Here is a 26,655-nt window from a genome sequence, read left to right as displayed (position 1 = left end):
TGAGTGAGTAAAAGAAAGGGGGACGGGTGAATGCGCGGTTCGAAGTTGTCCCAATTTGGTCAACAGACTTTTTTCGTTGGTCCGGCATTATTGTTTTTTTCCCTGATTACGATCATTCCATTTCTAATGGGGATGTATTATTCCTTCACCGACTGGAACGGCGTTTCGGGGAATGTAAGCTGGGTTGGCATTGATAACTTTAGAGCGATATTTACAAATGATCCGGATTTCTGGTCATCCTTCTGGTTCACCGTAAGATTTACGGTGCTGGGGGTTGTTTTGACCAATGTAGTGGGCTTTTTTCTGGCCTACCTGCTGACGAAACCTTTGAAAACACGCAACATGCTCCGTACCATTTTCTTCATGCCGAATGTTATCGGGGGATTGCTGCTGGGGTTTATTTGGCAGTTCATCTTCATCAAGGGTTTCGCCACGATGGGCGATCTCACCGGCTGGTCCTTTTTTAATCTTCCGTGGCTCGGGGACGCAACCACCGGCTTCTGGGCGATTGTGATGGTTTTTGTCTGGCAGTCTTCAGGTTATCTGATGGTTATCTACATCGCTTCGCTCAGCAATGTATCCAAAGAGGTGCTGGAAGCGGCAGAGATTGACGGGGCATCCCGGATGCAGGTGCTCCGCAACATTATCGTTCCTTTGATTATGCCTGCGGTTACGATTGGTTTGTTCCTGGCGATTTCCTGGTCCTTCAAAATGTTCGACCTGAACCTCTCCCTGACCAAAGGCGGACCGTTCAAATCTACGGAATCCGTAGCCATGAACATTTACAATGAAGCCTTCCTGAACAACCGTTACGGTCTGGGTACGGCCAAGGCGCTGCTGTTCTTCCTGATTGTAGCCATTATCACCGTCATTCAGGTCCGTGTTACGAAGAGCAAGGAGGTGGAAGCTTAATGAACGCAAAGTCAAAAGGCAGATGGAACATCGGTATAGAAGTGCTCATGATTCTGCTGGCCCTGCTGTTCCTTTCTCCTTTCTATTTCCTGCTGGCGAACTCGGTGAAATCCTTCGGTGAAATTCTAAGCAACGCGGCGAGCTGGCCGCAGGAATTCATGTGGTCGAACTATTCCAATGCGTGGAAATTGGCCCGCTTCTCCGAAGCTTTCCGCAATTCGCTGATTGTCACCATAATCTCTGTGGTCCTGATCTCGCTGTTCAGCGCCATGGCTGCTTACCGCATGGTCCGCGCCAATACGCGGTTCAATCAGGTGCTGCTGCTGCTGTTCGTGGCGGCGATGGTGGTTCCGTTTCAGACCATTATGATTCCGATCCTGAAGGTCGTTAATATATTGGGGGTCAATAACTCCTTTGCCGGTCTGATCATCTCCAATCTGGGGCTGAGCATTCCGATGGCGATCTTCCTGTTCCACGGCTTCATCAAGTCGGTGCCTCTGGAGATTGAAGAGGCGGCAACGGTTGACGGCTGCAATCCGATTTCGGCATTCTTCCGGATTGTGCTTCCTCTGCTGAAGCCGATGCTTATGACGATTATCGTCCTTAATGCACTGGGCATTTGGAATGACTACCTGCTGCCGTCGCTGATTCTTCAGGCGCCCGGGCTGCGTACCATTCCGCTGGCTACCTTCTCGTTCTTCGGGCAATATACGAAGCAATGGGATATGGCGCTTCCGGCGCTGACACTCGGGGTTGCTCCAATCGTTATTTTCTATCTGTTCATGCAGCGTTACATTGTTGAGGGAATAGCGGCCGGCTCGGTGAAGGGTTAACCACCGGGCCCCCGTTCCAAATATAACAGCAGTTAAATTATCCAAGGGGGAAATTAGAATGATGAAGAAGCGTTCTGCACTGATGCTGTCATCCGTAATGCTAATGACAGTCGTGCTTGCGGCATGTGGCGGGAATTCCAATAATACCGCATCAAATAATGCATCAAATGGAAGCGCTGGCAACACTTCCGGCGAAGTGAAAACGGTTAAAATTTTTCAGTTCAAAACCGAAATCGTTGAAGGCCTGAATGAACTGAAGGTTGAATTCGAAAAAGAATATCCTAACATCAAGCTGGATATTCAAACCGTTGGCGGCGGTGCAGACTATGGTGCAGCGCTGAAAACCAAATTTGCCTCCGGCGATGCGCCTGATATTTTCTCCAATGGCGGATATGCCGAAATGGAACTGTGGGCAGACAAGCTGGAAGACCTGTCCGATCAGCCTTGGGTTAAGGATCTGATTCCTATGGCGGCAGAACCCATGACCAAAGACGGCAAAACCTACGGCATGCCAATGAACCTTGAAGGCATCGGTTATGTATATAACAAAGACCTCTTCGCCAAAGCCGGTATTACAGAAACTCCAAAAACCATCACCGAGCTTGAAGAAGCGGCCAAAAAGCTGCAGGCAATTGACGTTACACCTTTCGGCAACGCTTATCAGGAATGGTGGCTGCTGGGCAATCAGGGCATCAGCGTAGCTTTTGCGCAGCAGGATAATGTTGATGAGTTCATCAGCGGCCTCAACGCGGGCACTTCTACTATCGTAGGCAATCCTGTGTTCAAGGACTGGAGCAACCTGCTTCAATTGACCGTGGACTACGGCCAGAAAAATCCATTGACTACGGATGCCAACACTCACCTGGCATTGTTCGCCAATGGTGAAACGGCTATGATGCAGGAAGGCAACTGGGCACAAACGCTTGTGGACAACATTACTCCCGGCATGAACATCGGTATGTTCCCTATGCCGATCAATGATGATGCAGAGAAGAACGATAAACTGACGGTCGGTATTCCTGCCAATCTGGTGGTAAACAAAGATTCCGCTTCCAAAGAAGAAGCGAAAACCTTCTTGAACTGGCTGGTCACCTCCGATATGGGCAAAGAATACATTGTTAAAGAGTGGAAGTTTATTCCTGCCTTATCGACGATTGAAGCTACTCCTGAAGATATCGGAGCACTGGGAGCGGATGTGTGGAATTACGTGCAGGAGGGCAAAGTATACGGCCTGCAATCCTCCAAGTTCCCTGATGGGGTGACTCAAGAATTCGCAAGCGTGATCCAGGAGCTGATCGCCGGTAAAACCGACGAAGCCGGCTGGGAAAAAAATATGCAGGCAGCCTGGGACAAGCTGAAGAAATAAGCGGATAACCTTCAACGCTATACGCTATATAGAGAGTCCAATAAGGACCATGCTTTTTTTTGGAAAAGCGGATTTGCGAAAAGGACGCCTGTCTTCTCATCATTGATGGGAGACAGGGCGTCCTTTTTTGAAATATAAGGCCTGTGATATGCTGTGGGAGCCGGATGTAAAGCTGATGCAGAAAAGCGGCGTCAAAGTAGTGCGGGTGGCGGAGTTTGCCAGGAGCCGGCTGGAGCCCTCGGAAGGGGATTATCAATTCGGCTGGCTGGACAAGGCTATGGACCTGTTCCATTAATATGGCCTGCAGGTTGTCATCGGGACGCCTACAGCTACGCCGCCGCGCTGGCTGACCAAGGCTTGCCCTGTTCCCGGGCCTGCCGGACGGCGTGCAGGCGTTCACCCGCTCGGGAGAGGCGGGGGAGCTGCTGTTTCTGCTGAATCTCAGCCGGACCGCCCGGACCATAGAGCTGGACAAGCACTGCCGCAGCGCTCTTACCGGCAGCTTGCACTCCGGTCTGCTTGAGCTTGAACCGTGCGGCGTAGAGGTTCTGGAGATTGTAAGCTGAAGCTTGCCGGAACCTGGACTCAGGCGGAAGGATGGCGTCTTTTTGCCGGCATGCGGGAGGCAAAGGGAAGCAGCACGGCCTTTGTCCGGGTCGTCACTGCTGCAGTCTGTTTCTTCTTCCGGGATTGAAGCCCGTCATTCCGAAGGATATCCAGCAGGTCATAGACGCTTCTGATTTCGTTCGGGTCGACAACCACTTCTTTACCGTCCGTCTCTCCGGGCGCCTTGAAGCTCCAACGTTTGTTTTCCATTGCTCTCACTCCTTAAAGGTTTGGATAGCATTGTCTTCCTTGAATCCACTTCCCGCAGCTAACTTCGGAAAGCATAGTCTTTCTTTTGTGTTTTCATCATAATCCGTGAAGCGGATCATGTATAATGAAGAGAAATGATGGACGACATCACTGCGGCTGATGGCTGGTCCGGGGGGAGAGAGGCGGATTATGGATATTGGTCTTCTTAAAGTGTTTCGGGCGGTTGCTGAAGAAGGAAGCATCTCCAAAGCGGCCCAAAGCCTGAACTATGTGCAGTCCAATGTGACGGCGAGAATTCAGCAATTGGAGCAGGAGCTGAAGACTCCTCTCTTTTACCGGCATAGCCGGGGCATCACCTTGACTTCAGCCGGACAGACGCTTATGGAATACACGGTCAAAATACTGAATTTGCTGGAGGAGGCGGAGCATGCGGTTCTGGATTCGCCGGTTCCGAAGGGCTCGATTACGGTCGGCTCCGACACGACGTCTGCCGTCCGGCTGCCCGCAATCCTGTCCGCCTACCGCGGCTGTTATCCCGATGTTGAGGTTCATTTGCAGATCGGAAGAACGGGTGAACTGATCGATTCCGTGCTGCAATATTGCGTGAATGGAGCTTTTGTCGACGGACCGGTAGAGCATCCGGAAATTGTCCAGGAGCTGGTCATAAACGAGCGGCTGGGACTGGTAATCCCGGATACAATAGATTATCAGGGCATCCGGTCGGTCCATGACAAGACGCTGCTGATCCTGAATGCGGATTGCATGTATCGGACCAGGCTGGAGGAGTGGCTCGGGGATGAAGGCTGCCGGCTGGGAAAGGTAATGGAGTTCGGGACGATGGAAGGACTGCTGGGCTGCGTGAAGGCGGGGATAGGGTTTGCGGTCCTGCCTGTATCTTATTTCAAGCGGATGAATGTAACGGAGGGTATCCGCTGCTATCCGTTTCCGGAGAGATATGCAGAGGTCCCGACTGTGTTCATCCGGCGGCGTGACCTGTATATGACAAGCGCCTTCCGGGAGTTCATAGAGGAGCTGAAGGTGCGGCTGCCGGAAGCTGTATGCATGGCTGATATTACAGCGGCAGAGACAGGCGGAGCTGCGAAGTAACCGGGAAGGAGACAGCTGATCGATGTATTCCGGGAGCATCAGCCGGGGTGTCGTATGGAGGAAATAACGGATATACTGTTAAATAAGGAGATGATTTCCATGCCTGACTTTTTTAATCCGGGTCCAATCGCACCCCCTCCGGACCCCGACGCCCATAAAGCCAAGCACGATGCCGCTGCCCGCAAATATCAAAAAGGCCTGCCGGGCTTTTGGAGTCAGATTGCCGATTTGCTGATAGCGGTGGCCGTACTGGCAGTCATTGTGGGGCTGTTCATCTGGATCCTCTAATGTGTCTGCCCTCATGGTCATTTGCAGGATTTGCCCGTATATACAATCATACAGCGGCACCCCGGCTGGCTCAGCCGCGGGTGCCGCTGTATGTGTTCAGGGTGTCCCGCTGTGACCAGGCGGATTAATGCAGCCGCCGGAACTGATCCGGTGTCGTGCCGGACTGCTTGCGGAAGGTAGCCACGAAATGGCTGACATCGCGGAAGCCGACCCGCTGTGAGATGGCTTTTACCGTAAGCCCGGACTGGCTGACCAGCAGCTCCTTGCTCTTGCGGATGCGCAGGCGGACGAAATAGGCGTAAGGGGAGAGGCCGAAGGTCTGCAGGAACAGGCTGTTGAGATAGCGCCCGGACACATCAAGCTGCAGGGCCAGATCATGCAGGCCGATATCCGGATCGCCATAATGGCTGTCCATCCATTTAAGCAGCGGCTGCACCTTGTCCACATTGCGGGAAATGGAGGTGTTGTTGTGCAGCTGCCCGTATTTGCTGAGCGTAATAAGGAACCGGTAGGCATCCGTTGAAGCGCCGAGGCTGAACATATCCTCCGCGGCATCGTGCCGGTCGAGCATTTCCTTCAGCATCAGCGGCAGCGGAGCCTCCTTCTCCCAGCGGTAGAAGGAGTTGGCGTTCATGCCAATCGTATCCAGAATCTGCCTGGCTGAGCTTCCTCCGAAGGTCAGATAATAGGTACACCAGGGTTCAGCGGTGAGCGCTTCGTAGCGGTGGGGGGTGCCGGGAAGCAGGAACACGCCGCTGCCTTCGGCGAGCGTAAGCTTTTTGTTCTCGAAATGGATGATTCCTTCGCCCTGTGCGGTCTGGAGCCAATGATAGGCATGATAGCCCTCCGGACGGGTTACCTTTTCCTGGTCAGGGTTGTAGCCCATACTGTCCAGGTTAATCGGCAGGTGATATCCGCCTTCCTGGGCAAACACGATTCTGCGGGAAGCTGTCACGAGCAAGTCTGTCATCTCCTGTGGGTTCCATTTTATTATATGTGGCTTCGGTAATTTTATATTTAAAGGGATGCGGATAACGTATACAATGAGAATATACTTATACTATAAAGGATGTGCAGTGTGTGATCAACGAGAAATTGCCGAAGATTTGGTATGGTGGAGATTACAATCCCGAGCAATGGGACGCCCCGGTATGGGCAGAGGATGAACGGATGTTCAAGCTGGCGGGCATTGATGTTGCTACGATTAATGTATTTTCATGGGCGTTGATTCAGCCTTCGGAGGATACCTATGATTTCTCCGGACTTGATGAATTGATGGACCGTTTATATAACAACGGAACCTATGTCTGCCTGGCTACGGGGACAGGGGCGCATCCGGCCTGGATGGCCCGCCGCTACCCTGAAGTCACCCGTGTGGATGTGCAGGGCAGAAAACGCAAATTCGGCGGACGCCACAACTCCAATCCGAACAGCCCGGTCTACCGCAAATTCGCCGCCAGGCTTGCAGGCAGGCTGGCTGAGCGTTACAAGGACCATCCAGCGCTGGTAGCCTGGCATATCTCCAATGAATACGGCGGCTACGATTACTCCGAGCAATCCGAAGCGGCGTTCAGAGTCTGGCTGAAGAACCGTTACGGTTCTTTGGATGCTCTTAACAAAGCCTGGAATACCCGTTTCTGGGGGCATACCTTCTATGATTGGGAAGAAATTGTTGTGCCAAGCGAGCTGAGTGAGGAATGGAACGGGAACCGGACCAACTTTCAGGGGATATCGCTTGACTACCGCAGATTTATGTCCCATAGCTTGCTGGAATGCTACAGGCTGGAGAACGACGCAATCAAAGAGCACAGCAGGAATATCCCGGTTACGACCAACCTGATGGGCTTCTATCCGGAGCTGGATTATTTTGAGTGGGCCAAGCATATGGATGTAATCTCCTGGGACAACTATCCGTCGCTGGATACACCGGTCAGCCATACGGCAATGACGCATGACCTGATGCGCGGCCTCAAGCACGGCCAGCCGTTCATGCTGATGGAGCAAACGCCGAGCCAGCAGAACTGGCAGCCGTACAATTCGCTGAAGCGTCCGGGCGTGATGCGCCTGTGGAGCTATCAGGCGGTAGCGCGCGGCGCGGACACCGTGCTCTTCTTCCAGCTCCGCCGTTCCATCGGCGCCTGCGAGAAGTACCACGGCGCGGTTATCGAGCATGCAGGGCATGAGCACACCCGGGTATTCCGCGAATGTGCCGAGCTTGGCAAAGAGCTGGAGCAGCTGGGGGATCAGCTCCTGGATGCGCGCAGCGAAGCGCAGATCGGCATTATTTACGACTGGGAAAACCGCTGGGCAATTGATCTGTCAAGCGGGCCTTCCGTAGCGCTGGATTATGTGAATGAAGTGCATAAATATTACGATGCGCTGTATCAGCAGAATATCGAAGCCGATATGATCGGTGTGGAAGAGGACCTGTCCAGATACAAGATTGTCATCGCACCGGTGATGTACATGGTCAAGCCGGGCTTTGCCGGGAAGGTGGAAGCCTTCGTGAAGGCAGGCGGCACGTTCGTTACCACTTTTTTCAGCGGCATTGTGAATGAGAATGATCTGGTTACCGTCGGGGGCTACCCTGGCGAACTGCGCAAGGTGCTTGGCATCTGGGCTGAGGAAATCGACGCGCTGCTGCCGGGAATGGGCAATGAAATCGTGATGGGCAAAGAGTGGGGAGCGCTGAACCGCTCGTACCCGTGCGATCTGTTGTGCGATCTGATTCATGCTGAAGGCGCAGAAGTGCTCGCCGAATATGGCACTGACTTCTACAAGGGCATGCCGGCTCTGACGGTGAACCGCTTTGGCGAAGGCAAGGCTTATTATGTGGCGACCAGCCCGGATGCCTTGTTCCTGCAAGGGCTCCTGTCGAACCTGTGTGCAGAGAAGGAGATTCAGCCGCTGGTCAGCGCACCGGAAGGCATCGAATCCGTACAACGCGTCAAGGACGGTGCGGCCTACCTGTTCCTGCTGAACCACAAGGAAGGCGAGCTCAGCGCGGAGATCGGGTCCGCCGAGCGCACCGATGTGCTGACCGGCAAGACCTTCAGCGGCACCGCCGTTGTTCCGGGGCGTGGAGTTCTGATTTTGTCAGACAAGAATTAAGATCCGGCTTGAAGGGTTCTACGGCAGCAACCCGGCGCTGTGATTAAAAAGGACGATTCCCGCGGCTTATGGGCCTGGCGAATCGTCCTTTTTCCTAAAGCGTTAACTGTATTAAATATAACTGCGTTGATTGAATTTAAAATCCGCACCCTTTATGCCGGAAAACAAATGAGGCTGTGTTGCTTGACTGTGCTACGTGCAATAGACATCCATGCCGCTGCACGGCACCCTAGAGGATGCAAATATAAGCAGAGAAATGAATTTGCAGGATAGAATCGTTCGATTATGCTTCTGCCACCCCGTATTTACCGCGCTGCCGGAGTGCCAGCCGAACCACTTCAGCTGCCGCTTGTGTCTGTTCCCTGCGCGCCGCCTGATGGTGATCCGGCCCCGCCGCCTTCGCCTCTGCCGCCGAAGTTTCCGGTGCTGAGCGTGATTTTCTCCGCTTCGGCGGTATCTGTCTTGAGCGTGTACTGGATGATGTCGTCGGCTTTCAGGTCGGACAGACTCAGCGCAGTTTCCTGCTGGCTGCCGTTATCGAAGGTGACGGATACGATCTGGGTATCGCTGCCGACGGTAATATCCGTAGTCTCCTCGGAGAAGTTCTGCATCATGCCGCCGCCGCGCATTCCACCGCCACTGCCTTGTGCTCCGCCTTGCCCGCCGCCTTCCGGAGCTCCCGAGGGCGGAGTGCCCTGCCCTTCCGGTGCCTGGCCGCCTCTGCCACCGTCTCCCGGAGCGGCGCTGCTGTCCGGCGCTTCTCCTTCACCCGCATTTTGCATGCGGCCGGCAGGCATTTCCGCCGTATAGAGCGTGATCGTGCTGCCGCTGATGCTTTTGATTTTGCCGAAGCTCATGTTCGCCCTGTTCATGCCGTTCTGCCCCATGGCAGCTTGCCCGCCTTGGTCCGTCGGGGATTGTGCGGCCTGGGAGTCTGCTCCCGTGGCGGCGGTGGTCTCTGTATTGGAGCTGCATCCGCCAAGCATAAGCGCAGCTATCAGGCCTCCAGCCATCATATAAGGGACATATTTCTTCATTGCCATTCTCCTCCTTGATTGGTCAAGCTCTGTCTACTGGATAATATAGCAAACCGTCATGAAAGAGAGCTTAAAGTTAGCTGAATGTTTGCCCAAAGAAACACGGGACGGAAATGTTATATAATTAATGCAGGATAGCGTGAAATTCGAAGATTAAAGGTTCAGGAGAGAGGCAGCACATGACAACCTTACTGGTAACAGGCTACCGTGCGCATGAGCTCGGGATTTTTGACAGCAAGCATCAGGGGATTCCCTATATCAAAAAAGCGCTGATGAACAGATTGGTCCCTCTGGTGGAGGAAGGCGTGGATTGGATTATCACCCCCGGACAATACGGCGTGGATCTGTGGGCATGCGAGGTTGTGCTTGCGCTGAAGCGGCAGTATTCCGGGCTGAAGCTGGGCATTATTACAGCGCATGCCGCACCGGAGGAGAAGTGGAAGGAAGAGAAGCAGAACGAATACCGGCGGATTGTGGCCGGAGCCGATTACTATGCGGCGGTCAGCAATGCTCCTTATGACGGAAGCTGGCAGTTCCGGGCCAGAGATGACCTGCTGCTGCGCAAGAGCGACGGGATTCTGCTGTTCTATGATGAGGATGCCGCCGGGGGAAGTCCGAAGTTCTTCAAGGATCGGGCGTTGAAGCTTCACGCAGAAGGGGACTATGGCCTCTATCTGATGCTTGCCGAGGAAATTCAGAATATTGCCGATGAGGAGAGCCGGCGCGGTTATGAGTGAGGAGAGCAAATATATGGATTCCCGTGAAGAACCCTGGGCGGACCGCCGGGCCTGATCCTTCCATTCCATACGGGAATCCGCAGCAGCAATAGGTGCACCCGGAGTTTGCCCGAACGGGGCAAGTCCCGGGCGCATGGGACTTGCCGGAGAATAATGGGTTCCTTATATAAAGCTCTGCAGGGAAGGGGCTTTGCGGACCTTATAGTTCTGCTCATAGGCATAGGCCAGCCGGATCAGCACCGGCTCCTGGTAAGCCTGCGACGAGAAGGTTACGCCAAAGGGTGCGCCGGCGGAGGTGTAGCCGGAAGGCACAACGATGGACGGGTAGCCTGCCCGAGAGGTGATCCGCGCGCCGAAATCAGCAGGGAACAGCAGCGCGTCCAGATGATGCTCCTTCATCGTGGCGTCGATGCCCTGTTCCTTGCAGAGCCGGAGATCGGTTGCCCGGTCGCGCAGATACTGCGGCTCGGTGAAGGTGCCGGAGGTGGTGTATTCGGCATCCAGCAGCGTAGCTTGCCCGTATTTCAGGGTCTCTACCGGATGCGCATGATTGAAGTCGATAATATCCTTCAGCGTGCGCACCTTGGCTCCCGGGCCGAGGGCGGCCAGATAGGCATTGAGCGAGGTTTTGAATTCATTCAGGACCACGGAGGAATAGCTGATCTCGCGCGCAGTCCGAATCTCTGCCGGATCAATGATGGTGGCGCCAAGCTCGCGCATCCGGTCCACCGAGGCATTGAAAAGCGCCAGCTGCTCATCCGTCAGCTCCTCAAAATAATAATCCCGCGGAATTCCGATCCGGGCGCCCTGCAGCCCGTTCGGGTCAAGGAAGACTGTATAGTCCTCATGCAGCCTGCCTGTGCTTGTCCCCATGGCGGGGTCGCTGCCGTCCTTGCCCAGCATCGCGTTCAGCAGCAGCACGGCGTCGCGGACCGTGCGGGCCATGGGACCGGCGGTATCCTGGGTATTGGAGAGCGGCAAAATGCCGGAACGGCTGATCATGCCCACGGTCGGCTTGATCCCGATGATTGAACCGAGATTGCCGGGATTAAGAATCGAGCCGGAGGTCTCCGTGCCTATGGACACGGTGCAGAAACTGCAGGCCGCGGCTACCGCAGAGCCGGCGCTGGAGCCGCCCGTCGGCGTGGATATATTGTAGGGATTAAGCACTTGTCCGCCGCGTGAGCTGTATCCGGACGGCATGCCGTTCGTCATGAAATTGGCGAATTCCGTCATATTGGCCTTGCCCAGGATGATTGCCCCGGCTTCGCGCAGTCTGGTGACAATATAGGCGTCTTCCCCGGCAAAAGAATCCGCCAGGGCCAGCGAGCCGGCGCTGGTATGCATTTTATCGCCAGTATTGATGTTGTCCTTCACCAAGACCGGTATGCCGTGCAGCGGCCCCCTCGGGCCTTGCAGGGAGCGTTCCACATCCAGAGATTCGGCAATGAACAGGGCATCGGGGTTAATCTCCAGAACGGAGTTGATGGTCAGCCCGTTTTTGTCATGCTCGGCGATGCGTTCAAGATACATGAGAACTAACTGCCTGGACGTAATTTCGCCGGCTTCAAGCGCAGCCTGAATCCCCGGAATGGTAGCCTCTACGATTTCAAAACTCATGCGGTTCACGCTTCTTTCCCTGTGGGTTATAGCCTTCTTGTCCATCTAACCACAATTTGCCGCGCGTTGATAGTGCTTCCTCTTTAAAAAAGCTATGTTAGAACCCCTGTCTGATTGCCATCTCCAAGGATACGAACGTCACCGAGGAAGGAGATGATTATCTGCTGACGGCCGGGGTATCCGGGAATAGCGTGAAGGAGCTGGTGAAAAGCTGTCCCGAACAGAGCAGCGGCGCCGACAGCCATATGACCGCGCTGATGGAGCAGATGGATATCAAGAGCATGAAGCTTGCATATGCCGTGGACAAAAAAACTTATCTGCCGACCCGTACGGATGTCGATATGGCGGTGGATATGACGGCCGAAGGCCAGAGCAACAGCATGGACATGAAGATGAAGAACACGGTCAATCCGTATAATGAGATCAGTGATATCCAGGTGCCGGAAGAAGTGCTGAGTGCGCAGGAAGTACAGCTGCCTGCAACGCAGTAACGCGGAATGGCCCCGGAAGGCAGTAAACTTCAGGTTAACGGGTTAAAATGATCACATAAGCGTCCTCCGTTATTACAAAAAGCCTGTATTCCGCATTGGTGCTGCGGTGTACAGGCTTTTTGGCCAATTGGGGGTTCTAGCTCTGTACCGGGGCAAAGCCTTCTTCCGCCAGATATTCCTCAGCTTCTTCAAGCGTCTCGAAGGCCATCTCCAGCTGAAGCCCGGCATAGAGATACCACAGGTCATCCTCCGGCTTCAGGCTCAGCTTCTGCCCCTCCTCATTGATCCACACCGTATCGGCTCCGGCCGCCGTTTTTTTCTTTCTTTTGCCGGGTGCCGGAGCCTCCGGAACAAACATGGACAGTGAGGTCACGGAAGCATCCACCAGCTCCCGCAGCTCGGCCTCCCCGTAGCCGCGGATGTTCACCATTCCTTTGTCATCGGTTTCATAACCGCGGAGTAGTCCCGCATACACATAGCCGTTGCCATTCGGATGCAGATGAAAGGCTACCGTTTTTTTCTCATGGCGGCTTTGCTCAAAGTGGTAATTCACCCGGCCCAGCGATACATTCTTTCGCTCAAGCTGGGGGTAGGAATCAAGAATAGCCAATTTCTGTTCAAAAGTAAGCATATACAGCCTCCGGTTTACGGTTTCAATTTCATTGTCTGATTATACCATGCGGCTCCTTCGAAGGACTACAGCCGCAGAGCATCTTCTAAAGGCTTTATCGCCATAGAGGCAGGGTGAATACAAATGTGCAGCCCTGCTCCGGCTTGGCGACAAGGCGGAGGCTTCCGCCCATCGCTTCGGAGAGCAGGCGGCTGAAGGTAAGCCCGAGCCCCAGGCCCCTGAGTGTGCTCTGCTTGCCGCTGCTGCGGAAGAAGGCCTCGAAGATCCGCTCGCTGTTCTCCCCGGGAATGCCGATTCCATTATCGGTAACGGTGATCTCCGCATTGCCCTGCGGATTCTCCGCAAGTCGCAGGTTCAGCTGGAGCATCTGCCCCGGCTGCCTGGCCTGCACGCTGTTGTTAAGCAGGTTGACGATGATCTGCTGGATGCGCAGCGGGTCGCCCCGCAGGAAGACGGGCTGCGCCGGAAGCTGCAGCTCCGGCTCGCGGACATCTTCGCTCTGAGTAAGCTTCCACTGATAGACGATCTCCTCCAGCAGCGGAGCGGCGTCCAGCCGGTCATGCCTGACGGAGACGATGCCTGCGGCCAAAGCGTTGTAGTCCAGCAGATCGGCGACCATACGCTGGAGGCGCCCCGCCTCCAGCAGGGCAATGTCGAGAAATTCTACCGCTTCTTCGCCTTCAGCTATGCCTTCGCGTACCGCATGCACCAGTCCCTTGATCGAGGTGACCGGGGTTTTCAGCTCATGGGAGACGCCGGCCAGCATGACCGCCCGGGATTGCTCGAACTGCCGCAGCTTGCCGGCCATCTCCTGAAAGGAGAGCAGCAGCTCGTGAATTTCCCGCTCCTTGGCTTCCGTCTCCAGCCTGATATCATATTTGCCGCCGCTGATCTGGGAGGCCGCGGCGGCTACCCGCTGAATCGGCTTGGCCAGCTTGATGGACAAGAGATAAATGGTCAGCCAGCTCAAGATAATCAGGAAGAGGATGAGGATGGAGAAGAAGATGATTTCCTCCCGCGGGATATGCCGGAGCGAGCGCTTGGACTGCAGTACAACCACCTGTCCCAGCGCTTCTCCGTTTCCCTGAATCTGCGCGGCCGCAGCCTTGAATTCCGGACTGCGTGCCGCATCCAGGCTGTCATTCAGCTTGTGGCGCATTTCGTCCTCCGTCAGCTGCGGCTGTGAGAACAGCAGCTCGCCCCCCGGTCCGGTAATAATTACACACATTTCGAGCGTCAATTTGAAGAACCGCTTGCGGTCCTCAATCAGCTGATCCAGGCCCGGAGGGATATTCAGGCTGCCGTCCGCGCTGACGCTGCGGTCGGCAATCTCCTGCGCAAGCAGACCGGTCGTCTGCATGCGGTTGTTCATCGCCTCCTGCTGAATCCACCAGAAGGTCACGAGCGCGGTGAGCAGCAGACCCGTGCCGATGATCAGCAGGTAGCGGACCGTCCAGTAAGAGAGGATGGAGGTATGTTTTTTTCGTCTTAAGTGGTCCATAGCTGATACCCCGTTCCTCTAAGCGTGCGGATTTCGCCTTCTTCGGCGGGCCAGTGCGAAAGAGCCTGGCGCAGCCTCTTGATTGACAGATCCACCGCCCGGTCGCTTCCCTCATAATCCATTTCCCACACATGCTCAAGCAGCTGGTCCCGGGTACAAATCTGATGCGGGCGCTCCGCGAGGAACAGCAGCACCGACATATCGCGCGGGCTTAAGGAAACCTCGGCTCCGTTCAAGAACACACTGCGGGCGCCAAAATCAATAAACAGACTGCCGTAATGCCGTTTGCGGCTGCCGTCTGACCACTGGGAGGGGCGGCGCAGCACCGCATTTACGCGGGCCACCACCTCTTCCGGGATAAAGGGCTTGGACATGTAATCGTCGGCCCCTCCGTCCAGTCCGGCCAGCCGGTCGCCGATGGCATCCCTGGCCGTAAGCATGATCACGGGACAGCTGCTTTTCTCACGGATAATGCCCAGCAGCTCAAAGCCGTCCATGTTCGGCAAATTAATATCAAGCAGAATCAGGGAAGGCGGTGCAGCCTCGAAGGCTTCCAGAGCGGTGCGTCCGTCTGCGGCCCGGGTGACCTGGTAGCCCGCTTTTTTGAGATAGGCTCCAAGCACGCGGGCAATCGCTTCCTCATCTTCGACAATCAGTATGGATTTCATCATATCCGGCCAGTCTCCTTAACAGCGGCTCAAGGGTCAGTTAAAATTACAACAATTTTACCACAGGTGCGGGCTGCCGTGCTTTGACTTATTCCCGACATATTGCTTTGTTAGAATGGGGACCAAGCCATAGAGGGCACAAGAAAAATTTGGATGGAGGAAAAACAGGATGAACAAAAAAACAATCGCCATAGTCGCCGCAGGAGTCGTTATCGCTCTAGCCATCACAGCTTTTACCCTGCTTAATAACAGCTTGGGCAATAATGTTGAAATCGAGTCCGTGATTCCGACACAAGACACAGCTTCAAATGGCACAAACACAGCGAATACAGAAGCAGCACCGGCGGGAACAGCCGTCACCGCGGAGCAATTAAATGGTGCATGGAGCATAGCGGACACTTCCAAAGTGTACTGGTCGGTAACGACCTCACAGGAAACCGTTAATTTCGTTGACCCGTCAGTTACGGGAACCTGGAACGTAAATCTGGACGACGCGAGCGCAATGACCGGTGAAGGTACGGTGGAGATGAGCGCGCTTGATTCCGGCAACGGCCAGAGAGATGAGCATGTTAAGGGAGAGGACTTCCTGTCTGCAGCCGAATTCCCTCAGTCCACCTTTGAGGTGGAATCCTTCTCGGAGCTGCCGGCGGAATGGACCGAAGGCACTGCGGTTCCGGTCCAGCTGACAGGCACAATGACTGTAAAAGGCATAGAGAAGGAGGTTACCTTTGATTCCCAGGCCGTATACAGCGGCGGGCAGCTTATGCTGTCGGGCACAACAACCGTAACCTTTGCGGATTTCGGCCTGACCAACCCGCATTCGATTGTACTGGATACTGAAAATGAGCTTGAGGTGCGCCTGGAGCTTGTACTGTCCAAATAACAGGCCTGAACCCATAAGATATTTCCAAGAAAGCTCTTCCCGTTGGCTGCTCCTTTGCGGCTTCGGGCGGAGTTTTTTTGGAAAGATAAGAATTTATCCTGAATTTCGAAAGTGAATTGAACAAATCCGGATAGGACAAGGGATAGCCCCGCTTTTCACCCATTGGGTGCAAGCTGTTTTTCACAAAAAATCCCTCCGTGTAGAGCCTTTTAGATGATTTGTGGATACTTACTTTCGAAATTCAGGTTTATATGTTTTGGGGGAAGCGAAGCTTATCCTTTAATTCACGGCTGCGCTGTAAATGAAAGAATGGACCGGAACTTCGGCCAGGCAAACTGCGCGAATGCGTTGTCCGCAGCGGGCAGGCAGAGGGAATCAAAGGCAGAAGTACCTTTGAATTCGCCCGAAGCCGGCTGGACGGTGGAATCAAAGGCAGAAGTACCTTTGAATTCGCCCGAAGCCGGCTGGACGAGGAAATCAAAGGCAGAAGTACCTTTGAATTCGCCCGAAGCCGGCTGGACGGTGGAATCAAAGGCAGAAGTGCCTTTGAATTCGCCCGAAGCCGGCTGGACGGTGGAATCAAAGGCAGAAGTACCTTTGATTTCGCCCGAAGCCGGCTGGACGAGGGAATCAAAGGCAGAAGTACCTTTGAATTCGCCCGAAGCCGGCTGGAGGAGGGAATCAAAGGCAGAAGTACCTTTGATTTCGCCTGAAGCCGGCTGGACGAGGGAATCAAAGGCAGAAGTACCTTTGATTTCGCCTGAAGCCGGCTGGACGAGGAAATCAAAGGCAGAAGTGCCTTTGAATTCGCCTGAAACCGGCTGGACGGTGGAATCAGAGGCAGAAGTACCTTTGATTTCGCCTGAAGCCGGCTGGACGAGGGAATCAGAGGCAGAAGTACCTTTGAATTCGCCCGAAGCTGGCTGGACGAGGGAATCAAAGGCAGAAGTGCCTTTGATTCTCCTAGAAGTCGGCTGGACGGTGGAATCAGAGGCAGAAGTACCTTTGATTCTCCTAGAAGCCAGCTGGACGGTGGAATCAGCGCGAAATGATTCTTCTCCTCCCTACTGAAATGGCAGCATTCTTAATATAGGACGCCGATAGGCGTCTTTCTTGAAAGATAAGAATTTATATGTTTTGGGGGAAGCGAAGCTTACCCTTTATTTTTTTATGCTGGATATCCGTCTGGCTCAGAGGTATATTTTAAAAATAAACGGCCCTGTGGAAATGCCAAGGCTGCAAGCTGGAGGAAGGCGGGGATGCGCGGGCGGATTACAGGAAGGGCTGTTCCTGCTTCGGGCAGAAGAGGGCAGCCGGCTGCGCGCCCGGTGATTTATACATAGGAGGCTGACCAATGATGTTCAAAAGCAGACTGACGATGACCTTAAGCAGTGCTGCGGCCCTAGTTCCCATTATACTGTATTTCTATCTTTACCCGCGGCTGCCTGTTTTCGTGCCGATCCACTACGACGGGGCCACCGCTGACCGGTTTGTGAATAAATGGAGTGTGGATGTGGCTCTGCTCTGTATGCTCGGCTGGTTTGGCTTCGGCTTCATGCGGCTGCTCCAATTCTTATTGCGAAAAATATTTCTGAGCAGCTATATCCACAATATAGCAATCATTCACCAGATCTGGAATGCGGCGACGCTGCTTGTTACGGCTGGATTCGCCGCGATCAGCGTTTGCGCTCTGCTTGCTATGGTATAGCGGTCAGAGACGGCGCTGCCTGTACTCACAGGGGATAGTTTGATAGAATCAAAAGGACCCGAGCTTACTAATAAGGAGGATTCATCAATGACACTCGATAACGCTTACAAGGTAAAATGGGGAATTCTCAGCACCGGCTGGATCGCCCATCAGTTCGTAACCGATCTGGCCCATACCAGCAACGGGATTGCCTATGCGGTAGGTTCGCGGAATCAGGAAAGCGCCGACGAGTTTGCCAAAAATCACGGCATTTCCGTTGCCCATGCCACGTATGAGGATTTGGTAAATGATCCGGAGGTGGATGCTGTCTATATCGGGACGCCGCATCCTTTTCATAAAGACAACGCGCTGCTCGCGCTGCGTGCCGGCAAGGCGGTGCTCTGCGAGAAGCCGTTCACGGTGAACAGCGCTGAGCTGGAGGAAATCGTGGCGTATGCCCGTGAGCATAAGCTGTTCCTGATGGAAGCCATGTGGAGCCGCTATATTCCGGCCAATGCCAAGGTCAGGGAATGGATCGCCGCAGGGCGGATCGGCGACGTCCGGCTGGTCAAGGCGGATATGGGCTTCCGTGCCGACTGGAATCCCGAGGGCCGTCTGCTGAACCCGGCGCTGGGCGGAGGGGCACTGCTGGACGTCGGGATTTATCCGATTTCTTTTGCCTCCATGATCCTTGGGCCGCATCCGGAGAGCATAGCCAGCACTGTGCATATAGGTGAAACGGGTGTGGACGAGCACTTCTCATTGCTGCTGTCCTATGGAGACGGCAAAGCGGCTTCCTTGAACGGCGGGGTGCGCCTGAATATGCTGCAGGAAGCACATGTGTTCGGAACGGAAGGATATATTGCCGTTAAGGGCTCCTTTGTGAACCCGAAGTCCGCCGAGCTGTATGCCGGCAGCGAGCTTGTGGAGACCTTCGAGGATGACCGCGCTTCCATCGGCTATGCCTTTGAAGCCGAGGAAGTCGGCCGCTGCCTGCAGGCGGGACTGACGGAGAGCCCGGAGCTGACACTGGATGAATCGGTGGCCATTCTGAAGCTGCTGGATCAGGTCCGTGCCGGGTGGGGGCTCACCTATCCGGGTGAATAAACGTCGGATACATCCATTAACGCTTAGGCTGCCCATACACACAGGGCTTTACCTGTTGCTGTTTCTGCTCTCCATCTATTTGCTGCTGCTTGGCGGCAAGGGAGCGGTGTTCTATGCCGTCATGTATACGGTCATTGCCCTGGCCGGCAGCGGGCTCCCGGCCATGTTCAGAAGAAGAAGTGCAGGAGGTGCGAAATGACACTGGACAGCGGCCGGTACCAAGGCTGCCTGCAAGGGCTGGCAGCGGGCGATGCGCTGGGGACCACTGCCGAATTCAAGGCTCCGGGGACCTTTGCGCCGCTGGAGGACATTGTCGGCGGCGGGGTGTTCGGGCTGCAGCCGGGGCAATGGACCGATGATACCTCTATGGCGCTGTGCCTGGCGGACAGCCTGCTGGCGGCTTCGGGCTTTGATCCCGCCGATCAGCTGCGGCGGTATGTAAGGTGGTTCCGCGAGGGCTATCTCAGCAGCACGGGGGAATGCTTTGACATCGGGAATGCCACGCGCTCCGCGCTGCTGCATTTCGAGGACAGCGGCGAAGCCTGCAGCGGCTCGGCTGATCCTCGTGCCGCCGGGAACGGCTCGATCATGCGTCTGGCTCCCGTAGTCATGTACTACGCGGAGGACCCGGAAGCTGCGATAGAGTACGCTGCGCGAAGCTCGCGTACGACACATGCAGCCGCAGAGTGTGTGGATGCCTGCCGCCTGCTGGCGGCTTACCTCCTCGCCGGGCTGCACGGCTGGAGCAAGCAGGAGATGCTGGCTCCGGAAGCCTTCGGCGGCTGGCTTCATGAGGACGCGCTGTCCCGCAGCATTCTGGACATTAAGCATGGTTCCTACAAGCTTAAGGAACCGCCGGAGATTCAGGGCTCCGGCTATGTGGTGCAATCGCTGGAAGCGGCCCTGTGGGCGTTTCACCGGTCCTCCAGCTTTGCCGAGGGCGCACTGCTGGCCGTCAATCTCGGCGATGATGCCGATACGACCGGAGCAGTCTACGGCCAGATTGCCGGAGCCTATTACGGCCTGAGCGGCATTCCTGCGGAGTGGTCGGACAAGCTGGCTCTGCGCGGGCTGATCAGCGGCTACGCCGGGCGGCTGTTCACGGAGCGGGCGCTATAGATTATCCTTGTACTTCTCGCTGAAACGGTACCATCCATTACAAGGATGGTGCCGTTTCTTCCTGTACAAGGCATTTTGAAACATGAGCAAGCGGACCTGCCTGACCCGAGTCTCCCATCTATCCAGATGCCGCCGGGCAAAACAAACGTTCACTTTGGCGCAGCTGCCAAGTGGAATTAGTACCGCTGATTCGCCGCCGGCTTCCCGCCCGGGCTAGTACAACGTCCCGTAAGTTTTTTCCACTGTTAGAGTCTCTAAAGGAAAAAAGGCGGTATATTACAAATTATGGAATTTTCATAGATGACCGCCAGGTTAAGGCTTGCCAAATCCGCAACTTAAAGAGCCAAAGCGAGAATCGTTCCCCGGAGTTGAGTTACGGAAGCCCCGCCGCAGCCTTCGTAACCAGAACTGCCAAGTGGATTTTGTACCACTAAATTCTCCGGGATTCGTGCCACAACGGGATTAGTGGGATTTTGTACACCTAATTTGGGGAATTTCGGCGGCTGATCGCTAATTTGATCGAATTAGTGTTACTTTTTCCACTTCATGCTGCCAAGGGGGCCGAAAAGCTTCGATTAGTGTTACTTTTTCCACTTAAAGCCTGGAGCGGCTCCCCGCCAGCACTGAACCCTGACAACCATCAAGTTTTACCTTGTCTTCCTCTGCCTCATGATCTTCAGGGCGGCCAATTTTACGCAGTTGACTTCTATAACGGGTGTAAGTACCCGTTAGCATTAAGAATGCCGGACGAAACCTATCATGCATAAAAGCAGCTGTTACATTATATTACATAATTCATTCATTTTCTTGCTTGTGTTATTTAATGTGACATTATTTTATTGACAACTCTATCAATTTATCTATAATGATGTATAAGCGGCGGGTGATGATACATTTTCCTTTGTGCTTGTGACCTAATGTGACATTATCTTGGCTATGAAGGTGTGACCGCGATGATCGCTTCCGCCGGACAATGGAAACAGGATATTTTACGGATTTACAACGAGATCAACAAGAAGCTGTTCAACGCCGGCGTCAAGCAGCAGAAGGTCGATTTTGTGGGAAACAAGATTATTATCTTATCCATTAACAGCCGCGCTCCCGTGCTGAAGGTGCTGGATACGCATGATGCTTCGGCCGGCCGGAGAATTAACCTGGTGCTGCATGAAGTGTTCAAGAGCGAGATCAAGCAGGCTTTTATGGATGAATTTCAATTGGATATCAAAGCCGTTCTTAAAGATTATGATGTGGAGACCGAGTATTCCGGTACGATCATAATTTTGGAGAAGGACTTGGAGCATTACCTGAACGTTACGTTGGAACTCTGAATGAAGAGAGCCGACCTGCCGTCAGTTTTCGGATATGGCCTTTATGGCTGTGCCCTGAAGCTGGCGGCTTTTTTGTTATCAATTTGAAATCGGGAGGCTGATTCTATGAAAACGAAGATTGAAATTGCCGGAGTAAGCAAATGGTTCCGCCGCGACGGCCAGGAAGTGCCCGCCATGCAGGAAACGAATCTATCCATTGAAGAAGGGAGATTCGTCAGCATTATCGGTCCCAGCGGCTGCGGCAAATCCACGCTGTTCAACATCATCGCCGGTCTGATGCCGCCTTCCACGGGGCGTGTGCTGGCCGACGGGCAGGATATTATCGGCAAAACCGGACATGTGGGCTACATGCTGCAGAAGGATATGCTGCTCCCGTGGCGGACCATTCTGGACAACATTATTCTAGGGATGGAAATCCGCGGAGTGCCGCGCAAAGAGGCGGTGGCCCGGGCCCAGCCCCTAATGGACCGTTATGGGCTGAAGGGCTTCGGCAAACATTATCCCGCTGAGCTGTCCGGCGGCATGCGGCAGCGGGCCGCTCTGCTGCGCACCCTGCTGTATGACCGGGATATTATTTTGCTGGACGAGCCCTTCGGTGCTCTGGACGCGCAGACCCGGCTGACGATGCAGAACTGGCTGCTGGAGATTTGGGAGGACTTCCGCAAGACGGTATTGTTCGTCACCCATGATATTGATGAGGCGATCTATCTCTCGGATGACATTTATGTATTCTCCGGGCGGCCGGGGCGGATCATTTCCAAAATCACCGTCGATATGCCGCGTCCCAGACATCAGGAAGATACTGTGTCGGCATCTTTCATGGAACTGAAGGCCCATCTGCTGAATCTGCTGTCGGGCGGCGGCGGGCAGGCTGCGCATATCTCTTGAGCTTTAGGCGGAGCGGGTATGTGCAGGGCTTCAATTTATCTGGGCAATAGTTTATGCCATGCTTCCACTGCGGGTTTTGGGCCGGATTTTGCAGGCCGCGCAGGCACATACAAGAAGGAGGACAAGAGGATGGAGAATGTTCAGAAGAAAGGTTATGTCATTCACAAGCTGGAGACAGGCGGGAATACGGCGTTGAAGCCGGAAAAAAGGCAAGGTGAGCCGTTCATCCAGGACGAAGAGGGAACCGCGCGCCGGACCCGGAGGATCATAGGCACCGGCCGTCTGACAGTAGCGCTGCTGGTTGTGCTCTGCTGGGAGCTGTTCACCCGGACCGGCTGGCTGGATTCCTACTATTGGAGCAGCCCGGTCCGCATTCTGAGTACGACCTGGACGCAGATCACAGAGGGCACACTGCTCCAGGATATTGCGTATACGTCGGGTTCGACAATTTTTGGCTTTATCGGCGGCACCGTGCTGGGCTCGCTGCTCGGTCTTTCCTTCTGGTGGTCGCGCAAATTTGCGGGGATCAGCGAGCCCTTTCTGATTCTGCTGAATGCAATGCCGAAGCTGGCGCTGGCGCCCATCCTGGTGATTCTGCTGGGCATCGGCTTTTTCTCGAAGGTTGCGCTCGCTTTTGCCATGACAGTGGTGGTTGCGGCCTTGTCGGCGCACAGCGGGGTGCAGAGTGTGGACAAGGAGATGGAGAAGCTTATGTATTCCCTCGGGGCGAAACGCCATCAGGTGTTCACCAAAGTTGTCATTCCCTGGGCCATGCCCTGGATGATCAGCAGTCTGCGGATTAACATCGCCCTGTCGCTGGCCGGCGCCATCGTGGGAGAGTTTATCGCCTCCAGCCACGGGATCGGCCGCATGGTCATTTATGCCGGGACGATTCTGGATATTAATCTGGTCTGGGTGGGTGTGGCCGTTCTGTCGGCGCTGTCGATGGTAATGTACATGGGAGTTGTGCTGCTGGAGAAGTGGCTGTCCAGGGGGTACGGAATGAAGAAGGCATAAGGCCGGTGGGCGCCAGACTAATTCAAGGGGGAGAAACAAATGATGAATGTGAACAAAAACAAGCTGTCCGCCGTTCTGCTGGGGATTTCCATTATGCTTCTGCTGCCGGGCTGCGCCGGCAAAGGAAACGAATCTGCCGGTGCCGCCGCCGGCGGTCAAGCAGGCAAAGAGCTGAAAAAGCTGGTGATTGCCGAGCCGCTGCATTATACCGGCTATCTGCCGCTGTATGTGGCCCAGCGCGAGGGTTATTTTGCAGAGGAAGGGCTTGAGGTGGAGATGCTGCAGGCGGCGGGAGGCGCACATGTGACTTCGGTGGTCAGCGGGGATGCCTGGGGTGTCATCGGCGGGCCGGAATCCAATGCCCTGGCGAATATCGGCAACTCCGATCCGATCATTTCCGTGAGCAATGTTGTCAACCGTGCGAATGTGTATTTGATGGCCAAGAAGGGGACTGCCCCTGCGGGCAGCTCTGACGAAGAATTAAAAGCCTTTATTCAGGGCAAAAAGGTAAATGCCGGGCGGCATGGCGGCACGCCGAATCTGCTGACCCAATATCTGCTGCTGGAGCTGGGTCTGGACCCGCAAAAGGATGTCCGGCTGCTGGAGCCGGCGGATGGTTCGACCGTGGTAGCCATGGTCCAGCAGGGGGCGGCTGAGATTGCGAACGGCGCGGAACCGCAGATCAGCGACGGGATGGATAAAGGCGTGTGGGACGAGCCTTTTTACAAATTCCATGATATGGGCGATTATGCATACTCTGTGCTCAGTGTGAAAAAGTCTACGCTGGAGAAGGACCCGGAGACGGTGCAAAAAGCGGTTAATGCGGTAGTCAAAGCGCTGAAGTCCATACAGAACGATAAGGACATGGCGATGAAGGTGCTGAAGGAGGAATTTCCGACCCTTTCGGATACGGCGGCGCAGGCCGCGCTTGACCGGGCATATGAAGACCGGCTCTGGAGCCCGGACGGGGTGATCTCGGAGGAAGCGCTGGACAAGGATATGACGGTGATGGTCAAGACGGGGATTTATAAAGGCGAATACACATACGACGGACTTGTAGACATGCAGTTTGTGGACAAGACAGCGGCTGAGTAAGTGCCGCACGGCCTTCAAAAAATAAAGAGGTGACGACGATGGAATTAACTGCCGATCTGATTATGCCGGATAGAACCGCACTGATTATAGTAGATGTACAGAATGACTACTGCCACCCGGAAGGCGCGCTGGCTGCGGGCGGAAGCGATGTGTCCGGCGTGAGCGAGATGATGCCGCGCCTGCATGGACTGATCGCGGCGGCCAGGGCGCAGGAGGTCCCGGTGATTTACATCCAGACGTTTCATGAGAAAGCCACGGACTCGCCGGCATGGGCCTCAAGGTCCGGCCGCGGCTCAATGGGCGTCTGCCGCAGGGGGAGCTGGGGGGCTGAATTCTATGAGGTCGCCCCACTCCCCGAAGAAATTGTCGTCAACAAACACCGGTATAGCGCGTTTATCCATACCCGCCTCGACTCCGTGCTGCGTTCACTCCAGATCGAAACGCTGATCATGACCGGAGTCAGCACCAACGTGTGCGTAGAATCGACTGCGCGGGACGGCTTCATGCTGGATTATCACATCGTGCTGGTCGGAGATGCCTGCGCATCCTACTCCCAAGCGGCGCATGAGATGACGCTGGAGAATATGAAGGGGTACTTCGGGGTTGTTGCTTCAGCGGTGGAAGTCGAAGCTAACTGGAACATCTGGAACCAGACCCCGCTGCAAAAGATGCTATGACCTTCCCGGCAGCAGTGTCCAAGCAGACGGTGAACCGTTCGGGTGTGAAGGTGGTGATCTGCCTCGGCGCGTTCCTGTCCAATCTCTCCGCCGGGATGTTCAATATTGCCCTGGTTGATATTTCGCAGGAGCTGCGGATTCCGGTAGCCTCCGCCCAATGGGTGGTCAGCATCTACCTGCTCGTGGTCTCTGTGCTGCTGCCCGTCATGGGACGCCTCGGGGATAAGATCGGCCGCCGCAAGGTGCATAACTTCGGCTTGTTCGCCTTTGCCGCCGGGGCCTTGGGCTGTGCCCTCGCCCCGAATGCCGCCTGGCTGCTCGGATTCCGGGTCCTCCAGGGCATCGGCGCTTCGATGTATCAGGCGACCAATATGGCGCTGATCGTTTCGGTGTTTCCTGAAGAGCAGCGCGGCCGTGCGCTTGGACTGATGAGCACCTTTGTGGCGGCAGGCTCCATGGCCGGCCCGGGTCTGGGCGGCTTCCTGATCCAGTGGTTTTCCTGGGAGAGCAACTTCTGGCTGCTGGCGGCAGTGGCGGCAGTTGTGGGCGTGTTTGCCCAGAAGCTGATTCCGCAGGATGCGGAATTGGCCGGGGGCAAGCTGGATATAGGCAAGGCGGTATGGTTCGCGGCTTGCCTGTCCTCGCTGATGCTCGCCGTCGATCTCGGCGGCAGATCCTCATTCCTGACGCTGCCCGTGCTGCTGCTGTTCACAGCGGCAGCCGGTGCGGCAGCGGGTTATGCCGCACAGGCGAGAGCCTCGCATGGGGCGGGGGGCGGCGCGGCTGAAGGAGCTGACGCGGCGGCGGATGCGCCGTTGCCCGGCCAGGTCCGGAGCGGGGGCCTCGCCCATAGCCGCGCTGTGCCGGACCCCCGGAGTGCTCCGCCCGCTGATGAAGGGCAGAGCTTGCCGGCCGGCCGGAGCTTTGCCGCAGGCATTGCCATTACGGTGATCACGTATATGGCGGCGTTCGCCGCGCAGCTGGCGCTGCCTTCGGTGCTCCGGCTCTCCGGGGCCGAGCCGGCCCTGGTCGGCCTGATTATGATCGGCTACCCGCTGGCGCTGGTAGTGACGGCTCCGCTCAGCGGCAGCCTCTCGGACCGCAAGGGGCCGCTGGGCATCCTGACCGCAGGCCTGCTGCTCATGAGCGGAACGCTGCTGGCGCTGGGGCTGGCAGCGCCTGCGCTTGGAGCCGGCGCGCTGGTGCTTCCGGTCGTGCTGCTCGGCTGCGCGATGGGGATGATCACTTCGCCGAACACCAGCATCGTAATGGGGCTTGCGCCCAGAAGCAGACTCGGCAGGGTCAGCAGTATTCTGGCGCTGTCGCGCAACATCGGGATGATGTTCGGTACAGCGGCCGGCGGCCTGGTGATCGGCGGCGGGGCTTCCGGTTCGAACGGCAGCTATATGGCGGTGTTCCTGACCTGCTCCGCCGCAGTGGGCCTATCCGGTGCGTGGCTGCTGCATATCTTCCGCCGCAGCGGCAAGCGCAAGGGCGTGAGGGCATAAGGGGGCGAGGCCGGGGGGCAATAAAGCCTGTGGCTGCCCGGCTCTTGCAACGGAAATGTTTAATAGCCTGATTTGCTGCTCTGCCGCTGTTGGCTGGGCTTCACTGTGAACGACGTACAAGGAACCTCCACCCGTCCGGGCGGAGGTTCCTGCTTAAATATATTTATATATTTTATGCCATGAATTATTCTTCGGTTTCCTGCTGCAGCCTGCCCTCCATCATCAATC

29 protein-coding genes are annotated in these 26,655 nt (G+C 55.4%); 22 read left to right on the top strand and 7 right to left on the bottom strand.

Features of this window, described 5'->3' with window-relative positions:
- The first annotated feature begins 30 nt into the window (after positions 1–30).
- The 5 genes from HYD27_RS13520 to HYD27_RS13500 all read left to right on the top strand — a co-directional run bounded on the left by HYD27_RS13520 (position 31) and on the right by HYD27_RS13500 (position 3,677).
- On the top strand, positions 31–912 hold the full coding sequence (locus tag HYD27_RS13520; RefSeq protein ID WP_219215929.1) for a carbohydrate ABC transporter permease: 882 nt from the start codon (positions 31–33) through the stop codon (positions 910–912).
- Positions 912–1,745, top strand: coding sequence for a carbohydrate ABC transporter permease (locus HYD27_RS13515; RefSeq protein WP_219215927.1), 834 nt, complete (start codon positions 912–914; stop codon positions 1,743–1,745). The genes HYD27_RS13520 and HYD27_RS13515 overlap by 1 nt, the downstream gene beginning before the upstream one ends.
- Before the next feature lie 58 nt (positions 1,746–1,803).
- Positions 1,804–3,111, top strand: a complete 1,308-nt coding sequence (locus HYD27_RS13510) for an ABC transporter substrate-binding protein (protein ID WP_219215925.1) — start codon at positions 1,804–1,806, stop codon at positions 3,109–3,111.
- A gap of 127 nt (positions 3,112–3,238) precedes the next feature.
- The gene (locus tag HYD27_RS13505) at positions 3,239–3,406 is read left to right on the top strand and encodes a beta-galactosidase (RefSeq protein WP_228745117.1); all 168 of its coding nucleotides are present in this window, start codon (positions 3,239–3,241) and stop codon (positions 3,404–3,406) included.
- A gap of 91 nt (positions 3,407–3,497) precedes the next feature.
- Complete coding sequence (locus HYD27_RS13500) at positions 3,498–3,677, top strand: Beta-galactosidase C-terminal domain (protein WP_219215923.1); 180 nt, start codon at positions 3,498–3,500, stop codon at positions 3,675–3,677.
- 19 nt (positions 3,678–3,696) lie between these two features.
- Here HYD27_RS13500 and HYD27_RS13495 read toward each other — a convergent pair whose 3' ends face one another.
- Complete coding sequence (locus tag HYD27_RS13495) at positions 3,697–3,927, bottom strand: hypothetical protein (protein ID WP_219215922.1); 231 nt, start codon at positions 3,925–3,927, stop codon at positions 3,697–3,699.
- Positions 3,928–4,116: 189 nt separating this feature from the next.
- On the opposite strand from HYD27_RS13495, the gene HYD27_RS13490 reads away from it, so the two are divergent.
- Together HYD27_RS13490 and HYD27_RS13485 are read left to right on the top strand one after the other, a co-directional pair.
- Positions 4,117–5,034 carry a LysR family transcriptional regulator gene (locus HYD27_RS13490; protein WP_219215920.1) on the top strand — a complete coding sequence of 306 codons (918 nt, stop codon included), beginning with the start codon at positions 4,117–4,119 and terminating at the stop codon, positions 5,032–5,034.
- 99 nt (positions 5,035–5,133) lie between these two features.
- Positions 5,134–5,322: a hypothetical protein gene (locus HYD27_RS13485; protein ID WP_219215918.1), complete on the top strand. Its 189-nt coding sequence runs from the start codon at positions 5,134–5,136 to the stop codon at positions 5,320–5,322.
- Positions 5,323–5,446: 124 nt separating this feature from the next.
- Here the strand turns inward: HYD27_RS13485 and HYD27_RS13480 are convergent, their stop codons facing one another.
- Positions 5,447–6,292, bottom strand: coding sequence for an AraC family transcriptional regulator (locus HYD27_RS13480; protein ID WP_228745116.1), 846 nt, complete (start codon positions 6,290–6,292; stop codon positions 5,447–5,449).
- 110 nt (positions 6,293–6,402) lie between these two features.
- On the opposite strand from HYD27_RS13480, the gene HYD27_RS13475 reads away from it, so the two are divergent.
- Positions 6,403–8,433 carry a beta-galactosidase gene (locus HYD27_RS13475; RefSeq protein WP_219215914.1) on the top strand — a complete coding sequence of 677 codons (2,031 nt, stop codon included), beginning with the start codon at positions 6,403–6,405 and terminating at the stop codon, positions 8,431–8,433.
- A 338-nt stretch (positions 8,434–8,771) separates the two neighbouring features.
- On the opposite strand, the gene HYD27_RS13470 is transcribed toward HYD27_RS13475, so the two are convergent.
- The gene (locus tag HYD27_RS13470) at positions 8,772–9,470 is read right to left on the bottom strand and encodes a hypothetical protein (protein WP_219215912.1); all 699 of its coding nucleotides are present in this window, start codon (positions 9,468–9,470) and stop codon (positions 8,772–8,774) included.
- A gap of 179 nt (positions 9,471–9,649) precedes the next feature.
- Between HYD27_RS13470 and HYD27_RS13465 the strand changes: the two genes are divergently transcribed.
- Positions 9,650–10,207, top strand: coding sequence for an SLOG family protein (locus HYD27_RS13465; protein WP_219215910.1), 558 nt, complete (start codon positions 9,650–9,652; stop codon positions 10,205–10,207).
- A gap of 162 nt (positions 10,208–10,369) precedes the next feature.
- On the opposite strand, the gene HYD27_RS13460 is transcribed toward HYD27_RS13465, so the two are convergent.
- Positions 10,370–11,827: an amidase family protein gene (locus HYD27_RS13460; protein WP_219215909.1), complete on the bottom strand. Its 1,458-nt coding sequence runs from the start codon at positions 11,825–11,827 to the stop codon at positions 10,370–10,372.
- Positions 11,828–11,937: 110 nt separating this feature from the next.
- On the opposite strand from HYD27_RS13460, the gene HYD27_RS13455 reads away from it, so the two are divergent.
- Positions 11,938–12,318, top strand: a complete 381-nt coding sequence (locus tag HYD27_RS13455; RefSeq protein WP_309242061.1) for a DUF6612 family protein — start codon at positions 11,938–11,940, stop codon at positions 12,316–12,318.
- Positions 12,319–12,454: 136 nt separating this feature from the next.
- Here the strand turns inward: HYD27_RS13455 and HYD27_RS13450 are convergent, their stop codons facing one another.
- The 3 genes from HYD27_RS13450 to HYD27_RS13440 all read right to left on the bottom strand — a co-directional run bounded on the left by HYD27_RS13450 (position 12,455) and on the right by HYD27_RS13440 (position 15,118).
- On the bottom strand, positions 12,455–12,949 hold the full coding sequence (locus HYD27_RS13450) for a hypothetical protein (protein ID WP_219215907.1): 495 nt from the start codon (positions 12,947–12,949) through the stop codon (positions 12,455–12,457).
- 94 nt (positions 12,950–13,043) lie between these two features.
- Positions 13,044–14,450, bottom strand: a complete 1,407-nt coding sequence (locus HYD27_RS13445) for a HAMP domain-containing sensor histidine kinase (protein WP_219215906.1) — start codon at positions 14,448–14,450, stop codon at positions 13,044–13,046.
- The gene (locus HYD27_RS13440) at positions 14,438–15,118 is read right to left on the bottom strand and encodes a response regulator transcription factor (protein WP_219216053.1); all 681 of its coding nucleotides are present in this window, start codon (positions 15,116–15,118) and stop codon (positions 14,438–14,440) included. Before HYD27_RS13440 ends, HYD27_RS13445 begins: the two co-directional genes overlap by 13 nt.
- Before the next feature lie 169 nt (positions 15,119–15,287).
- On the opposite strand from HYD27_RS13440, the gene HYD27_RS13435 reads away from it, so the two are divergent.
- The 12 genes from HYD27_RS13435 (at position 15,288) to HYD27_RS32015 (ending at position 26,427) form a co-directional block, all read left to right on the top strand.
- Positions 15,288–16,001: a YceI family protein gene (locus HYD27_RS13435; protein WP_219215904.1), complete on the top strand. Its 714-nt coding sequence runs from the start codon at positions 15,288–15,290 to the stop codon at positions 15,999–16,001.
- Positions 16,002–16,394: 393 nt separating this feature from the next.
- Positions 16,395–17,072 carry a hypothetical protein gene (locus tag HYD27_RS13430; RefSeq protein ID WP_219215902.1) on the top strand — a complete coding sequence of 226 codons (678 nt, stop codon included), beginning with the start codon at positions 16,395–16,397 and terminating at the stop codon, positions 17,070–17,072.
- A gap of 283 nt (positions 17,073–17,355) precedes the next feature.
- Positions 17,356–17,709, top strand: coding sequence for a DUF1648 domain-containing protein (locus tag HYD27_RS13425; protein ID WP_219215900.1), 354 nt, complete (start codon positions 17,356–17,358; stop codon positions 17,707–17,709).
- A gap of 87 nt (positions 17,710–17,796) precedes the next feature.
- The gene (locus HYD27_RS13420; protein WP_219215898.1) at positions 17,797–18,795 is read left to right on the top strand and encodes a Gfo/Idh/MocA family protein; all 999 of its coding nucleotides are present in this window, start codon (positions 17,797–17,799) and stop codon (positions 18,793–18,795) included.
- Entirely contained in the window at positions 18,788–18,994 is a 207-nt protein-coding gene (locus HYD27_RS13415) for a hypothetical protein (RefSeq protein WP_219215897.1), read from the top strand. The genes HYD27_RS13420 and HYD27_RS13415 overlap by 8 nt, the downstream gene beginning before the upstream one ends.
- Positions 18,991–19,914 (top strand): ADP-ribosylglycohydrolase family protein, encoded by a 924-nt coding sequence (locus HYD27_RS13410; RefSeq protein ID WP_219215895.1) that lies wholly within the window; start codon positions 18,991–18,993, stop codon positions 19,912–19,914. Before HYD27_RS13415 ends, HYD27_RS13410 begins: the two co-directional genes overlap by 4 nt.
- 953 nt (positions 19,915–20,867) lie before the next feature.
- On the top strand, positions 20,868–21,242 hold the full coding sequence (locus HYD27_RS13405; RefSeq protein ID WP_219215892.1) for a Na-translocating system protein MpsC family protein: 375 nt from the start codon (positions 20,868–20,870) through the stop codon (positions 21,240–21,242).
- 105 nt (positions 21,243–21,347) lie between these two features.
- Complete coding sequence (locus tag HYD27_RS13400) at positions 21,348–22,130, top strand: ABC transporter ATP-binding protein (protein ID WP_219215890.1); 783 nt, start codon at positions 21,348–21,350, stop codon at positions 22,128–22,130.
- 129 nt (positions 22,131–22,259) lie between these two features.
- The gene (locus tag HYD27_RS13395; protein ID WP_219215888.1) at positions 22,260–23,147 is read left to right on the top strand and encodes an ABC transporter permease; all 888 of its coding nucleotides are present in this window, start codon (positions 22,260–22,262) and stop codon (positions 23,145–23,147) included.
- A gap of 42 nt (positions 23,148–23,189) precedes the next feature.
- Positions 23,190–24,242: an ABC transporter substrate-binding protein gene (locus HYD27_RS13390; RefSeq protein WP_375373915.1), complete on the top strand. Its 1,053-nt coding sequence runs from the start codon at positions 23,190–23,192 to the stop codon at positions 24,240–24,242.
- Positions 24,243–24,280: 38 nt separating this feature from the next.
- Positions 24,281–24,919: a cysteine hydrolase family protein gene (locus tag HYD27_RS13385; protein WP_219215886.1), complete on the top strand. Its 639-nt coding sequence runs from the start codon at positions 24,281–24,283 to the stop codon at positions 24,917–24,919.
- Complete coding sequence (locus HYD27_RS32015; protein ID WP_228745114.1) at positions 24,916–26,427, top strand: MFS transporter; 1,512 nt, start codon at positions 24,916–24,918, stop codon at positions 26,425–26,427. The genes HYD27_RS13385 and HYD27_RS32015 overlap by 4 nt, the downstream gene beginning before the upstream one ends.
- Positions 26,428–26,655 lie beyond the last annotated feature (228 nt).

It is taken from the genome of Paenibacillus sp. S150 (genome assembly GCF_019352175.1).
In the GTDB taxonomy this organism is placed as follows: Bacteria; Bacillota; Bacilli; order Paenibacillales; family Paenibacillaceae; genus Paenibacillus_AQ.
Note: the sequence above shows the minus strand (reverse complement) of the source record. Positions and strands in the feature narration are given on the sequence as shown.

Coding starts and splice junctions, on each gene's coding strand:
- HYD27_RS13385 (WP_219215886.1), top strand. CDS start 24,281: ATGGAATTAACTGCCGATCTGATTATGCCGGATAGAACCGCACTGATT.
- HYD27_RS13470 (WP_219215912.1), bottom strand. CDS start 9,470: ATGAAGAAATATGTCCCTTATATGATGGCTGGAGGCCTGATAGCTGCG.
- HYD27_RS13515 (WP_219215927.1), top strand. CDS start 912: ATGAACGCAAAGTCAAAAGGCAGATGGAACATCGGTATAGAAGTGCTC.
- HYD27_RS13420 (WP_219215898.1), top strand. CDS start 17,797: ATGACACTCGATAACGCTTACAAGGTAAAATGGGGAATTCTCAGCACC.
- HYD27_RS13520 (WP_219215929.1), top strand. CDS start 31: ATGCGCGGTTCGAAGTTGTCCCAATTTGGTCAACAGACTTTTTTCGTT.
- HYD27_RS13510 (WP_219215925.1), top strand. CDS start 1,804: ATGATGAAGAAGCGTTCTGCACTGATGCTGTCATCCGTAATGCTAATG.
- HYD27_RS13390 (WP_375373915.1), top strand. CDS start 23,190: ATGAATGTGAACAAAAACAAGCTGTCCGCCGTTCTGCTGGGGATTTCC.
- HYD27_RS13435 (WP_219215904.1), top strand. CDS start 15,288: ATGAACAAAAAAACAATCGCCATAGTCGCCGCAGGAGTCGTTATCGCT.
- HYD27_RS13405 (WP_219215892.1), top strand. CDS start 20,868: ATGATCGCTTCCGCCGGACAATGGAAACAGGATATTTTACGGATTTAC.
- HYD27_RS13495 (WP_219215922.1), bottom strand. CDS start 3,927: ATGGAAAACAAACGTTGGAGCTTCAAGGCGCCCGGAGAGACGGACGGT.
- HYD27_RS13440 (WP_219216053.1), bottom strand. CDS start 15,118: ATGAAATCCATACTGATTGTCGAAGATGAGGAAGCGATTGCCCGCGTG.
- HYD27_RS13485 (WP_219215918.1), top strand. CDS start 5,134: ATGCCTGACTTTTTTAATCCGGGTCCAATCGCACCCCCTCCGGACCCC.
- HYD27_RS13465 (WP_219215910.1), top strand. CDS start 9,650: ATGACAACCTTACTGGTAACAGGCTACCGTGCGCATGAGCTCGGGATT.
- HYD27_RS13490 (WP_219215920.1), top strand. CDS start 4,117: ATGGATATTGGTCTTCTTAAAGTGTTTCGGGCGGTTGCTGAAGAAGGA.
- HYD27_RS13425 (WP_219215900.1), top strand. CDS start 17,356: ATGATGTTCAAAAGCAGACTGACGATGACCTTAAGCAGTGCTGCGGCC.
- HYD27_RS13450 (WP_219215907.1), bottom strand. CDS start 12,949: ATGCTTACTTTTGAACAGAAATTGGCTATTCTTGATTCCTACCCCCAG.
- HYD27_RS13480 (WP_228745116.1), bottom strand. CDS start 6,292: ATGACAGACTTGCTCGTGACAGCTTCCCGCAGAATCGTGTTTGCCCAG.
- HYD27_RS32015 (WP_228745114.1), top strand. CDS start 24,916: ATGACCTTCCCGGCAGCAGTGTCCAAGCAGACGGTGAACCGTTCGGGT.
- HYD27_RS13395 (WP_219215888.1), top strand. CDS start 22,260: ATGGAGAATGTTCAGAAGAAAGGTTATGTCATTCACAAGCTGGAGACA.
- HYD27_RS13400 (WP_219215890.1), top strand. CDS start 21,348: ATGAAAACGAAGATTGAAATTGCCGGAGTAAGCAAATGGTTCCGCCGC.
- HYD27_RS13460 (WP_219215909.1), bottom strand. CDS start 11,827: ATGAGTTTTGAAATCGTAGAGGCTACCATTCCGGGGATTCAGGCTGCG.
- HYD27_RS13410 (WP_219215895.1), top strand. CDS start 18,991: ATGACACTGGACAGCGGCCGGTACCAAGGCTGCCTGCAAGGGCTGGCA.
- HYD27_RS13445 (WP_219215906.1), bottom strand. CDS start 14,450: ATGGACCACTTAAGACGAAAAAAACATACCTCCATCCTCTCTTACTGG.